15 protein-coding genes are annotated in these 13,257 nt (G+C 40.8%); 1 reads left to right on the forward strand and 14 read right to left on the reverse strand.

The window, feature by feature from the left end:
* The 11 genes from CYAN7822_RS22735 to CYAN7822_RS22785 all read right to left on the reverse strand — a co-directional run bounded on the left by CYAN7822_RS22735 (position 1) and on the right by CYAN7822_RS22785 (position 9,658).
* Positions 1-2,238, reverse strand: a complete 2,238-nt coding sequence (locus CYAN7822_RS22735) for a transglutaminase family protein (RefSeq protein ID WP_013324589.1) — start codon at positions 2,236-2,238, stop codon at positions 1-3.
* Positions 2,239-2,589: 351 nt separating this feature from the next.
* Positions 2,590-2,784, reverse strand: a complete 195-nt coding sequence (locus tag CYAN7822_RS22740) for a hypothetical protein (RefSeq protein ID WP_013324590.1) — start codon at positions 2,782-2,784, stop codon at positions 2,590-2,592.
* On the reverse strand, positions 2,781-3,128 hold the full coding sequence (locus CYAN7822_RS22745; protein WP_013324591.1) for a hypothetical protein: 348 nt from the start codon (positions 3,126-3,128) through the stop codon (positions 2,781-2,783). Before CYAN7822_RS22745 ends, CYAN7822_RS22740 begins: the two co-directional genes overlap by 4 nt.
* 355 nt (positions 3,129-3,483) lie before the next feature.
* Complete coding sequence (locus tag CYAN7822_RS22750) at positions 3,484-3,810, reverse strand: hypothetical protein (protein WP_013324592.1); 327 nt, start codon at positions 3,808-3,810, stop codon at positions 3,484-3,486.
* Positions 3,811-3,921: 111 nt separating this feature from the next.
* The gene (locus CYAN7822_RS22755) at positions 3,922-4,881 is read right to left on the reverse strand and encodes an orange carotenoid-binding protein (protein ID WP_013324593.1); all 960 of its coding nucleotides are present in this window, start codon (positions 4,879-4,881) and stop codon (positions 3,922-3,924) included.
* Between the two features lie 583 nt (positions 4,882-5,464).
* The gene (locus CYAN7822_RS22760; RefSeq protein ID WP_013324594.1) at positions 5,465-5,884 is read right to left on the reverse strand and encodes a QcrA and Rieske domain-containing protein; all 420 of its coding nucleotides are present in this window, start codon (positions 5,882-5,884) and stop codon (positions 5,465-5,467) included.
* Positions 5,885-5,959: 75 nt separating this feature from the next.
* On the reverse strand, positions 5,960-6,652 hold the full coding sequence (locus tag CYAN7822_RS22765) for a rubrerythrin family protein (protein ID WP_013324595.1): 693 nt from the start codon (positions 6,650-6,652) through the stop codon (positions 5,960-5,962).
* 49 nt (positions 6,653-6,701) lie between these two features.
* The gene (locus tag CYAN7822_RS22770; RefSeq protein WP_013324596.1) at positions 6,702-6,986 is read right to left on the reverse strand and encodes a hypothetical protein; all 285 of its coding nucleotides are present in this window, start codon (positions 6,984-6,986) and stop codon (positions 6,702-6,704) included.
* A gap of 105 nt (positions 6,987-7,091) precedes the next feature.
* A complete protein-coding gene (locus CYAN7822_RS22775; protein WP_013324597.1) occupies positions 7,092-8,408 on the reverse strand; it encodes a sensor histidine kinase in 1,317 nt (438 codons plus the stop codon).
* 10 nt (positions 8,409-8,418) lie between these two features.
* Positions 8,419-9,093 (reverse strand): response regulator transcription factor, encoded by a 675-nt coding sequence (locus tag CYAN7822_RS22780; RefSeq protein ID WP_013324598.1) that lies wholly within the window; start codon positions 9,091-9,093, stop codon positions 8,419-8,421.
* Between the two features lie 4 nt (positions 9,094-9,097).
* Positions 9,098-9,658, reverse strand: coding sequence for a zinc ribbon domain-containing protein (locus tag CYAN7822_RS22785; protein ID WP_013324599.1), 561 nt, complete (start codon positions 9,656-9,658; stop codon positions 9,098-9,100).
* Between the two features lie 200 nt (positions 9,659-9,858).
* Between CYAN7822_RS22785 and CYAN7822_RS22790 the strand changes: the two genes are divergently transcribed.
* On the forward strand, positions 9,859-11,073 hold the full coding sequence (locus tag CYAN7822_RS22790) for an S-layer homology domain-containing protein (protein WP_013324600.1): 1,215 nt from the start codon (positions 9,859-9,861) through the stop codon (positions 11,071-11,073).
* Positions 11,074-11,159: 86 nt separating this feature from the next.
* On the opposite strand, the gene CYAN7822_RS22795 is transcribed toward CYAN7822_RS22790, so the two are convergent.
* The 3 genes from CYAN7822_RS22795 to ebsA are packed head-to-tail and all read right to left on the reverse strand — an operon-like array spanning position 11,160 to position 13,179.
* The gene (locus tag CYAN7822_RS22795) at positions 11,160-11,669 is read right to left on the reverse strand and encodes a GNAT family N-acetyltransferase (protein ID WP_013324601.1); all 510 of its coding nucleotides are present in this window, start codon (positions 11,667-11,669) and stop codon (positions 11,160-11,162) included.
* 24 nt (positions 11,670-11,693) lie between these two features.
* A complete protein-coding gene (locus CYAN7822_RS22800) occupies positions 11,694-12,767 on the reverse strand; it encodes a phosphotransacetylase family protein (protein ID WP_013324602.1) in 1,074 nt (357 codons plus the stop codon).
* Between the two features lie 25 nt (positions 12,768-12,792).
* On the reverse strand, positions 12,793-13,179 hold the full coding sequence (ebsA, locus tag CYAN7822_RS22805) for a type IV pilus biogenesis protein EbsA (RefSeq protein ID WP_013324603.1): 387 nt from the start codon (positions 13,177-13,179) through the stop codon (positions 12,793-12,795).
* Between the last annotated feature and the right edge of the window lie 78 nt (positions 13,180-13,257).

A 13,257-nucleotide genomic window follows, 5' to 3' on the forward strand; every position in this document is an offset into this window, starting at 1 on the left:
TTAAATTCCTTCTCTAACTCTCCGTAAATCCAAAGTTAAGGGATACTCTGAACTTATTGGTAATGTTAACACCTCTACGCTTTCATCTTCAGATTCAAACGGAATAAATCTTTCTTTCATGCGCCTCTGTGCTTCTTGATGATTACTCGCAAATTGAGTATAACCATTACCATGAGGGGGATCAACATAATATTTACAACCGCCAAGAGATCTCCGGTTCCCTTTATCCACAACCGTAAACCTTAAAGGACTATGGGTAGCAAAAAGAGGATGCGGCATATTACCATATACTCTAGCGCGAAATCTTACTGCCCCGATATATTCTTCAGAAAAACTACTCTTATTCATCGGGATCAAATAATTATTACATAAAACTAAATAGCGGTCGCAGTTTTCCCCCGATAATTTCACCTGTATTCGTTCCATTGAACTATCCACAGGTCGAGAAGTTCCCCCACTATTCAGCGCATCTCCTAAAACCGGCCAAGGTTCGATCGCACTCCTTAATTCTAATTGCAAGTCCCCTAATTTTACTCTTCCATAACAGGGAAAACGAAACTCAAAAAACGACTCAAACCAGTCCAACTCGAAAGCATAACCCGCGTCTTGTAAGTCCCCGATCACACTCATTAAATCTTCTTTTAGATAATGAGGTAACATAAAGCGATCATATAGCGTTGATCCCCAATGAATTAGCGGTTTATTGTAGGGATATTCCCAAAAAAGAGCAACAAATCCTCGCACCAACAACATTTGTAATAAACGCATCCTCAAGTCAGGCGGCATATCAAAAAAACGAAATTCTAATAACCCTAACTGACTGCGAAAATTCTGAGTAGGAAAGAGTTTATCAATACAAAAAGCGCTGCGATGGGTATTCCCCGTTAGATCAACTAACAAATGACTTAATAAGCGATCAATTAATTCAGGAGAAACGGGTTGCAATGCTTCTAAACTATCAAAAGCAACCTCTAACTCATATAAATTCTCCCATCTCGTCTCATCCATACGAGGAGATTGACTGGTAGCACCCACGAATAAACCGGAAAACAGATAAGATAGACTGGGGTGATTGATCCAATAACTAATAAAACTACGCAGTAAATCCGGACGACGTAAAACGGGACTATTTAAAGGCGTATTACCTCCTATGGTAATATGAGCGCCGCCTCCTGTGCTAATCCGACGACCATCTAATAAATATTTTTCTGTTCCTAGACGACACAGGTGTGCTTGTTGGTACAAAATAGAGGTAATTTCTACTAACTCATCCCAATTTGAGGCCGGATGAATATTAACCTCTATCACACCCGGATCAGGGGTAATTAAAAATCCTTCTATTCCTGCATTGATAGGTGGAGGGAAACCTTCAATCATAACCGGAATATCGATTTGTGCGGCAGTATGTTCAATAGTGCTAATTAAATCTAAAAACCCTCGCGCAGAAGCAAAGGGAGGTAAAAAAACATGAACCACTCCCTCAACAATTTCTACAGTTAACGCGACACAGATAGAATTATCAGGAGATGGGAGGGGTTCAAGACCGACTACAATAGGATTAGCATCGATAGGCGCAACGGTTTCTGTCGCTAAATGTTCCGCCCAAGTAATAGAATTAAGGGGTAAGCGTAACCCCATTGAAGCATTCCCTTCTAGTAAATATAATTTTTCTTCGGGTAGCTTCCAATGACAACTACTCCAGCGTATTTGATGATTTTGAGTAACGGATAATAGGGGTAAAATATAACCTCTCTCTTCATCGGTTTCCCGTTCATAAGCAGGAATAATACAATCTTGTCCGACACCGAGATATTTAACTAAAGTGGTAATAAAACTTTTAGCATCTTGTGGGGTGTGTCCGTAGTCTTTCCCATCTATCGCAAGTAATTGAGAATTCTGCCAAATGGGAACCCCATTAGATAGCCAGTAATATCCTAACGCCCAACGGGGATATTTTTCCCCAGGATAATATTTACCATTTCCATAATGTAACAATCCTTTACCTTTGGCAGGTATCAAATTATCTGCTAAACCCTTTAAAAGTTGTCCTGCAAGTTGGCGTTTTTGAGAACCATTAGCGGCGGTTTGCCATTGTTGTGATTCAAAATCATCTACAGAGATAAAAGTTGGTTCACCTCCCATTGTTAACCCTACTTTTAACCGTTGCAGTTGATCTTCTATGTGATCCCCAAGGCGATCAATTTTCTGCCATTGTTCGAGAGTGATGTATTCAGTCATGGATATACTAGGGATAACTATCTGGTGGGAGTTGTAAGTACCTGGACAAAAATAAAGTTAACTGTGAGGTTAGGGTGTAGGTTGTGGGGTGTGGGGTGTGGGGTAATTGTAGCCATTTTACAATTCTTTATATAGAGTGCTTTATTTATGTCCGACTACTTACCATAAGGATAGCGATTGTTTTTTTATCGGCGACTGAAATGTTATGCTTTTTTCGGTTTTGAGTGGTTTATTGGTGGGATGATCCCGACCGATCACCACTCTATAATTAGAATAGCGAGGTTTTTTGACTATTTTTCTCTTTCCCGCACCGGGAGGGGGGGGATCAAAAAGAGGAGAGTTATTGAAATTTTAGACTTGAGAGGTTTTCTTCTGTTTAGATTCCTCAATAATTTTTTGTCTTCTTTTCTCTTGGGTTATTCTTAATTTTTCATCGATAGCTGTAGCTAAATCATACAAATCTCTAGCTGATCGTTCAAAATCTTTAGCCAGTTCTATGAGTTTATCTAGAGTTTCATCATCGGGTAATTGTTTAATTTCTTTCATCTTATTTCATCCAAAATATTAAGAATTCGACGACCTCTAATTTGTGTTTCTAAAATTTGCCCTAATAGAGTTCCTAATTCTTCTCCTGCATTTTGAATCTCTTGTTCTGTAACATCTGGTACTGCAATTTTTTCATAAATGCCTTGTATTCGTCTTCTAGAGATCTCTACTAAGAATAAGCCGTTATTGAAGAAAGCTAGGAACTGTATTAGTCTAACATTATCGGAAAATTGTGACAACAAAAGTCTAATCAGACTCACGCCTTCGCTTGCATCTTGTTCAATTTGGCTGAGTTCTTGATTAAGTCTGTCTATAAGTTCGGTAATTTCTGAGGGAATAGGCATATTTGAGCTAATTAATTTGAGATGAACATTTATTATCCCAATTTTTTAACTGAATATCATACCGAGGTTTAGGATTATTAGCATCCCCCCATCTTGCATCCGCTTTCCAAGCGCCGTCTTCTTTTTCTTTTTTCGGAGTTTCAACCGTTAATTTATGCGTTTCGGGATCGATACAAAGTAAGTTATATTGCTAGTTATCATAGTTATTTTCTAAAGGTTGGTCACAAGCGGCAGCAATGGCATTAGGATTAATCTTGGCGCGGCTTTTATAATAGACCTCTTGCATAATTTACATTTTTAATAGACTCCCCTCTCCTTGTAGGAAAGGGGTTGGGCGAGAGATCAGATGAAGAAATTACATTCGCGTCAGCGCGGCTATCTTAGCCAGTTTATCTTGATCGAGTCCCTCTAAATCCTTAAGATGCAACCATCCCTCTTTGACCAACTGGGCAAAGACAAAAATTAGAGCAGAATATTGATAATCATATTTGCCATCTATTTGATGTCTTCTTGCACTTAAGAAGTCATGTAACTGCCAGACCTGATCGAGATCGACAATTTCAGTAGCTTGAGATCGAATTTGGTTGATTAAAAAAGATGTTTCCCTTTGGTAAGCTTTTGAAAAAGCCTCCTGAGCAATTTTTTGCTCGGTTTCCGACCAAATAATTTCTGTTTGCTGCATTTAATTAAGTGCTTATTAATTGATAATGGATAAAGGATAATTGATAATGAAGAATTAATACCAAATTAAGAAAAAATTATCAATTATCCATTATCTATTCTTCGCTTTGTTTTAGCGAACAAAGTTCAACAATTCTTTGGGAGAGGCTAAGAGATCGATGGCCACAAAGAAAATTTTGCCTTCTGGATTGAGCAAGAACCGCCAAGCAATATTCATGCCCACATTAGCACCAAACCAAGGAGTTTGTACTTTACCAGTAACTTTAATTTGCGTGTAACCGTCGTCTGCGGGTTCAGATACGCCTTTTTCGGGGATTAATTTCAGGTTTTGACATTCTTCTTGGAAAAAGCGTAATATGGCTTCTTTGCCGACGATGGGTCTTTGGAAGGGAGGTTGCAACCCTCCGTCAGGAGTAAACAGGTCAATGAGTGCCTTAAAGTCGTTGGCGTTGAGGTTGTCCATATAACTTAAGACAGTGGAATTGGTAACTCCGTCAATTGTGACCTGAGTCCGTTGTGACATGGCTTTTGGAGGTTCCACCGGTTCAGAGACACGGGTATAGTTGCCCAATTTACCCGCTTCAAATCCCATATCTACCACGCAATTGCGTAACACGGTAATTTGTTGGCCGGATTCAAGTGCTTTAATGGCTTCTAATACCGCTTTAGCATTCGCTGAAAGTTTATAACCTTCTGGAATCGGTGCTACAGTGCCGTCTTCCATACCTTGTCCTAATTGAAACCAGAATCCCAATTTGATATTAGGGGACCAAGTACCGTAGGTTCTGCAAATGGGTGTGTCAGCACGGTTAGCTAGGTCACACATCACCTGTGTTTGTTGCAGACGGGTCATTTGTTTAATTTCTTTGAGAGTGGCTTCAGCCAATACCATGCTCGCCGCTCCCGGAGCCGCAATGGTAATGGTTTTACCCATTTCTAAATAAGCAAACCAAATCAGAGCCAATTGATCTTCAGCACTAAGCTGGTTGAATCGAGCAATCGTAGCTGGCACGGCATCAGCAGCTAACGTATTGGGGAAAATGTTACGGGCTGAATCAATCGTAAATGGCATAGATTTACCAGTATTTAAAGTTTTTTACATTGCTTAACATTACTTTACACTAAGTCGGTATTTATGAGAAAGAGTTCAAATGAACCGAAAATAAGATTAGGGCTTCATTTGCTCTCAAATAGTAACGATAAAAATTAAGCTATACTCTAATATTTCTCAGGTTTTAGCCCAAATATTTTAACAAAACTTAACATTAACTGAAAAAGGCAGTTAGAATCGTAGGAGTTACGCACTCCTGATTAAAAACAACGATTTTATGTCCCAAGCGAGCCTTGCTCCCGATCGCGGACAATCTCAAACCCTAATAGACTTCTTGCAGAAGTCGGGAAAAGGGGAAAGGGGAAAGGGGAAAGGCTTGATCCTTTATTCGTTTTCTTCAAAAATGATGATTTGTGCAAGAGGTCTAATGATTTAGTTACGGTGCGTAAGTCCTAAATCGGTAAGATGCGGCGCAGTGAGGGAAAAAGAAGAAAGGTTATCCCGTCCACCTTTTACCGCGTGGCGATATAAAACCCCAAATCATTACCTAGAAAGATTAATCAAAAAAGCCGTTGAATCTTTTCAGAGTAATAGGTGAGGGTTTCTAAGTTTTAACCAATACTTTATCCCCATCCAACTTAACCTCATAAGTCTTCAAAGGATCTTTAGCCGGACCCTTAACCACCTTACCATCAGCCGCAAACTTAGACTCATGACAAGGACAAACAAAGGCTTTTTGATCAGCTTTCCAAGCTACTGTACAACCGGCATGAGTACAAGTAGGATTAACAGCATCAACCTGATTGGAATTGGTAGGATTTTTAACCACCACTACCGAACCCCCAGCAATTTTCCCCTCTAAAAAACCCTGTTTATCTAAATCAGTAATCGTTCCCACAGGTTCAAAAGTGCCCTGAGAAACTTCACCTTGATTTGATTGCTGATTACAAGCGGCTAAAGCAATGGGTAAAGAACTTGCCAACCAACCCACTCCAACCCAACCTAAAAACTCTCGACGGTTCATGATTAAACCTACTTAGCTAAATACCTGTACAAATTGTAATGTAAACCCCGCCCTCCTTGAGCGAGGTCTAAATATTTAGCTAACTTTTTCTAAGGGTTTTTTAGTTCCATCAGTCGTGGCGCAATTATTTTGCTTATCTGTAATCGTCGTTGCACCAGATACAGGACAAACATACAAATCTTTAGACACTTTCCAATTATCCATATCTTCTAAAGCTTGCTTGTACAGTTGGGCGTGTTGGGCTTCAGCATCAGAAGCATAAGTAAAGGTTTCTACCGCGTCTTTTTTCCCTTCTTTTTCGGCTTCTTTAATGAACTCAGGATACATTTCCTGCCGCTCATAAGTTTCCCCTTTAACCGCATTTTCTAAGTTTTCTTTGGTGGATTTTACTTCAGGAGTTTTAAGATTATTTTCTGGCGTTCCGCCCATTTCTTTAATGACCTTAGCATGATTATCCCGATGAATTTCTTCAGCCCTAGCGGCTGCTTTAAACAGACTCGCTGCGCCTTTATAACCTTCTTCTTCAGCTTTTTTCGCATAGGCTAAATACATCAGATGGGCGTTTGATTCCCCATTGTAAGCCGCTTGTAAATTCTTCAGCGTTGAATCTTCTTTTGAGGTGGTTTTTGCGGTTTCGGCGGCTGTTGTTGATTGTGTGTCGGGTTCAACTTGAGCAGATGGGGTGGTTTGACTACATCCAAATAGAACAAGGCTCATAGCCATCGATAAAAATAGGGCTTTTTTTTGATAAATACTAGGGAATAACATAGTTAAATAACCTCCTACGTTCAATTAAAATTTACCTAGGAAATATTTTTTAGTCTTCAATATTTGTCGGTTTTGGGCGTTTTTTAAATAACCCAGTCATGCTCAAGCCAGTCACCAGCAAGCCGATTAATCCTAATCCATTCAGTAGAGGATAAATCTTTTCTAAATGGATAATTTCAAAGGTATGAATTCCTAACAGAAACTCACCCAATTCTCCTTGCTCAAACCACTCATCGACAATGGTATAACCAACTCCTGTAATCACCGTTAAAATTAAGGGAAGTGCAGCAATGATTGCAATTTGACGATGATATTTACGAAAGGCACGAAGCATGATTATTCTCCTCTACCCAAAAGATTGAATGCTGTCAGACTTGAGAGTTTATAGCTATTAGTGTAGAGAAAAAATGTAAGGATCTCGGGTGGAGCAACAATTTTTTTAAGCTTTGGGTAAACGCACTTGAAAACAGCTACCCACACCTAACTGACTTTTAACCGTAATTTCGCCGCGATGACGATGAGCAATGGCTTGAGCAATGGCCAGTCCTAACCCTGTTCCCTCACAACGATAGCAACGAGCATCATCTGCTCTCCAAAAACGATCAAAAATATGAGGGAGTTGTGCTGAAGAAATGCCGATTCCCGTATCTTCTACCGAAACCAACACATAACGCTCATTCTGATTCAGGCTCACGGTTACCTGTCCTCCTTGAGGGGTATATTGTAGAGCATTATTTAATAAATTAGAAAATAAACGAGATAATTGCTCACTATCTCCTTTAATAAAAACTTCTATTAATCCCTCAAATTTAAGATTAATCTCGCGAGCATTGGCGGTCAATTCCAGAAAATCCACGAGGTCTTCTAACACTTCATGCAAAGGAATTAAACCCCATTCTTGAGGATAAGGATCGCTAATTTTTTCAGTACGAGCTAATAATAATAAATTTTCTACTAAACTACTCATCTGTTTCGTGGCACTGACGATGCCGTTGAATTTTTCCACATCGGCGGGGTGAATTCGTTCGGGATGAGTTTGCATCACCTCCACAGAGGTTTTAATCACCGTTAGCGGACTACGTAATTCATGAGAAGCATCCGCCGTAAACTGTTTTAACTGTGCAAAGCTTTGTTCAACCGGACCCAGAGATTGCCGCGTTAACCACATTCCCCCGATCCCGGTTAAAATAATAGCGATGGTTCCTCCTAAGCCAAACCCCCAACGCAATTGAATTAAGGTTTTTTGCACTTCTTGGTTAGACTCACTAACTCGAATATACCCTTCTAAATGAGGTGTTCCTTGGGGATAACTATAAGCAGGAATGGTTAGGGTGCGAATTTGTCCATGTTGTTGTTGCTCAAACCCGACTTTTAGGGGTAGGGTAGGAAATAAAGTACCAGCCATCGCTAAACGCTGCTCATTGGCAGCATACCATTCTACCCCCTGAGAAGGTAAACGCAAATTCTGCCAAGGAATATCAAGGTCTCCATCGTGATCAAAGTCTCTGCCAGGTAAATCGTCAATCACATTTTTATCATGTTTAAGTGTTATTAAACTGTGAGAAGCGGCTTGAGCTAAATTGAGTAAGCGGTTATCTACCTGTTGATAAATACTGCGGCTAAAGAATTGATAAACCACTACGGCGGATGTGCCTAGTATCGTCACCATTACCGCCAAATAAGAAAGTAATAACCGCCAGTGAAGTGTTTGAAATTCACGGTTGACAAAAAATTGAGTTTTATCTTTCTTGCTCATCTACAACCTGTTAACTTTGTTTCAGTCGATAACCCAAACCATATACAGTCTCGATTAAATCTGGAGAAGCTCCCACCGCTTTCAGTTTTTTTCTTAACTCTTTGATGTGAACTTTGACCGCTTCTTCACTGGGAGGGTCTTCAAAAGACCAAAGATGATCTAAAATTTGACTACGACTCAAAACCAGATGAGTATTGCGAAGAAATAATTCTAATAATTTATACTCTTTTGGGGTTAAATGTAGAGGGTGTCCGGCATAATTCACTTCACAACTATTCGGATTAAGGCGTAAATTTTCCCACTCTAAGACGGGGGGTAAAGTAGTATTGCTTCGACGCAACAAAGCCCGAATTCTAGCGGCTAACTCCGGCAAATCGAAGGGTTTAACCACATAATCATCGGCTCCTGCATCTAACCCCTTAACCTTATCTCTACTGGTATCTCTGGCTGTCAACATCAAAACGGGTGTCATATATCCTGTGTCTCGCAAGCGTTGACAAAGTGCAGTCCCACTCAGTTTAGGCAGCATGACATCTAAGATAATTAAATCATAGGAAAAGCTTTGAATAAAATCCCAACCCTTTTCCCCATCAAAAGCTAAATCAACCAGATATTGCCGATCTTTGAGAGTCTCTGCCAGAGCGTTAGCAATCCGTTCATCATCTTCTACCAGCAGAATCCGCATATTACTAACTCAATCGATGCCCACAACTCGAACAAAAGCGATCATTAGGTTCTAGTTTAGCTCCACATTGACTACAATAGTGCTTTGGCGAAGCGGCTGAAGATCCTGATCCGATCCGCATTTCCATGTTACCCATCCGCATTTGCATCGGGTTCATACTCATTTCCATATCCCCCATTTTCATCGGTTCTAGGGGTTTCATCGGTTCTAGGGGTTTCATGGGTTCTAGGGGTTTCATCGGAGGCATTGAAGAGGTAGGTGTGCCAGAAACTTGTTGCAGTTGCATTTGTTGAGCATGACTCACCCCTGGGGTACCACTCATGACGGCTATACTACCCCCCTGCACCTGTACAAAATGTTCCCCTGAAGCGGCAGTTATTTTAATGATTACACCGTTAGCCGTTTGGAATAATTGCGGGGGAGATGTCCAACTGCCGGTTACAAACCCACTTGAGGACTGTTGCTGTTGTCCTCCACTACTGCTATGGGTAGTGATGAGAGTCTGGTTACCCTGATTATCTATATAGAGTGTTTGCCCTGTCCCTAACTCACAGACGTAAGCCATAATAATCTTTTGTGATAAATCTTTCTTGCTCTCTTCAGTGTATGTTGCCCTGTCTCAAACCCTTAACTTTTTAACAATTGCTTATTAGATTTGCGGACAATTCTTAGCCGCTCACAGGGAAATTAAGTTACCCTAGATCAAGGCTCGTCTAAGTTTGCTCTCATTTAACTGTGTTACCTTTAAAAAATTATTCTATTCGTATGGGTTTTGTTGCCTGCTTAGTCGGACTATTGACGGCTTGTAGCGGCAATGGACAATTAGAGGGGAAATTAGCCCCAGATCCAGCCTTAAAAAACAACGCTCAAACCCCTTCAACGCCTTCACCCACCCCTTCAAACACGCTTTCTTCTGAGAATTTACCCAAAGAGATCCCAGTCTATCCTAATGCCCAACTGCAAACTGCTCAAGCCGGCTCAACTCCTAACTCAGGAACCATTCGCTGGACCTCTTCAGATCCGAGAAATTTGATAGAAAACTTTTATCAACAGCAATTTACAGCCGCCAAATGGCAGATCACTCAACCTTTTTCTGCTGATACCGAGAACAATACTTTAATGGCTAGTAGAGAGGGATTAGATGTTAAAGTGACGGTGACTCCTTCATCAACCAATCGTGGTAATACCGATTTGCTTATTGAATATCAACCGAGTAACAATTCAGCCCAATCTCAGACTAACACTCCAACCTCAACCCCTACACCTACTCCTAGTGCAACCCCTACCACTCCCCCTACAGACACCAATTTTTCTGATCTCTCACAAGTGCCTGAACCTTGGCGCAATTATGTGCAAGATTTAGCGAGTTTAGGCGTTTTAAGTGCGGATAAAGGCAATCAATTTAATCCTAATGCGCCTATTACCCGTCGAGATTTTGCCCGTTGGTTATACAATGCCAATAATAAAATCTTTGCTAATGCTGCGGGTAAGCAAATTCGGCCGGGTTCAACGAGTTCTCAAAGTGCTTTTACTGATGTTAAGCCGAATGATCCTGATTTTCCCATTATCCAAGGATTAGCAGAAGCGGGGTTAATTCCTTCTCCTTTAACTGGTGATAGTAATGCTTTGCTATTTCGTCCCAATGCGCCTCTGACTCGGGAAGAATTAGTACAGTGGAAAGTTCCTTTAGATTCTCGTAAGGGGCTACCTACCGCCTCTATGGAGAGTGTTAAGGAAACTTGGGGATTCCAAGACCTTAATAAAATCAATCCTTTAGCCTTGCGATCGCTTTATGCTGACTATCAAAATGGAGAGCAAGCGAATATTAAGCGTGTATTTGGTTATACGACCCTATTTCAGCCGAAAAAACCGGTAACTCGTGCCGAAGCGGCGGCGGCTTTATGGTATTTTGGCTATCAGGGTGATGGAATGTCTGCCCAAGATGCGCTACAGGCTCAAAAGGCCCAAAATCCCAGTTAGATATCCTATATTTCAGGCAATAGTTCAAAAATACCAATAGAAATCGGGTAAGATGAACCTACCCTTTGTTAAGATTTTTTGTTGACTTAAACTTGATTAAATTCAGGCTGATAATTCACCACTCCTTTATGACCCCCTAATGCCCCATTTAAAAGTTCTTTGACCATAAAAAACTCTGAGGGAATATCAAAAGAAGAATAGAGTTGATATAAAGAAGCCTGACGAAAACCAAAACGATTATAAAACTCAGGAGCGCCTAAAACAACAATGGCCTGATAACCCATTTTTTGACATTCTATTAATCCAGTTTCTACCAATTTTGAGCCGATTTCCTGTCGTTGATAGGGAGGTAAAATGGCCAAAGGCGCTAACCCTAAAATTTTCTGCGTCGAACTTTCTGACTCGATCTCCACTGGACTAAAAGCAATATATCCGACGATTTGCCCGTCAATATGGGCAACCATTGATAAAGTAATTACTTCTCGTTCACGAAGAGTATCCACTAGATCCGCTTCTTGGGGACGACCAAAGGTTTTCTCCAAAAGCAAACGCACTCCCTCTACATCATCCTTTATTTCAGGGCGAATAGAATACATAGATATATGATTTAATTCTCCAAATTATACTGAGCGGTTGAGTTTTTCCAGAAATCGATTCATATCAAAATATTTTTCCATCATTTCCTGAATACAATCTACCTTGATTTGTTCCTGAAGACGGACCTTACCAAATGCCTGATCCACAATTTCAACGGTGGTTAAAGTATCCAGTTTCACCGATAAAATCGGTATTTCTAAATCTTCTGCTCGAGTTAGAATCAATTCATCAGGAGCAATATTACCCGTCAAAATCAGACAACTGGCCGAAGTTTCTAAAGCCGCTAATTGTAAATCGGTGCGATCGCCGCCGGTTACCACTGCCATATTTTGACCTTGACGGAAAAACTCTAAAGCCGCATTGACATTCATCGCCCCGATGGTTAAACTCTCTACCATCAAATCTAAGCGATCTTGACGACACAATACTTGTGCCCCTAACTGTTGACTCAGTTGTCTAACACTAACACTGCGGAGTAATTTACTCTTGGGCACCAGGGCTAACACAGGAATTCCCTCGTTTTCGAGAAAAGGTTTCAATAAATCCACCCTCTGCTCTAATTCATCTGGTGGTATATCATTAATTACAACACCTAAAAGGCGATCCCCTAACTCTTGTTTGGCTTTGAGGAGACTTTCCACCACCAGAGGAGAGGTGTAACGCACGACTATTAAAACCTCAGCCCCGATGAGAGCGGCAATTCTCGGCAAGGACAGATCAAATATACTGCCTTCCCATAAGGTTCCTGCTCCTTCAATTAAAATGATGTCTCCGCATAGCTCCTGCACATAATCTTTGACGGCTTGCTCATAATTTGTGGTATCTTCTCGATGTAGGCGTTTATGGATCGTTTTTTCATCGAGATAAATCAAGGGCGAGCGCACTTGTGCGTCAGATAATCCTAGGGACTGACTGACAAACTCTATATCCTCATCTACGATAGCGCTCTCATCAAAACGCAAACAAGTTCCCAGGATTTTACCATAAGCAACGAGTTGCCCCCGTTGTTGTAGCTGATGGGCAATGCCCAGAATCGTCCCTGACTTTCCACTATAGGCTTCCACTGACCCAATCAGCAAACATTTGGCATTGGCCACGCTTTCACTCCTTATGCTATTTCTCTTATGTGGGTTGTTCTTCAAATCGTAGCAGTTTTCGGTAGAACCCTTGAGGAAAATCTCCTGCACCGAGTTGTTTGAAGACTTTAATCACATCTATTAAATAATCAATAAATTCCGCATTCAGCACCGTCATTTCGTAGCTTAACTCGGCCTGTCCTTCAAATTGTATCCGACAGCGAGTTAATTCTGAAGGAAGCTTAGAGACATACCAAGAAGCGACAAAGGGGATATTATCACTTCCCTCTATCTGGCGTTGTCCTTCTAAATAACCCTGTTGATAAAGAGTGATGGCATAGGGCAGGAGACTATGTTTATCTTTGGGATAGTAAGGCATATAAACTACCACATCCCCTTTAGAAGCCGGTTCAAGTTTGTCGATACTAGACATGAGTGTTGATAACCATTAATCTCTGGAAATTTAAACAGTAGCTTGCTGATCGGTTAAACCTCTATTTTGATTGTATCC

The sequence above is a fragment of the Gloeothece verrucosa PCC 7822 genome (assembly GCF_000147335.1).
GTDB lineage: Bacteria > Cyanobacteriota > Cyanobacteriia > Cyanobacteriales > Microcystaceae > Gloeothece > Gloeothece verrucosa.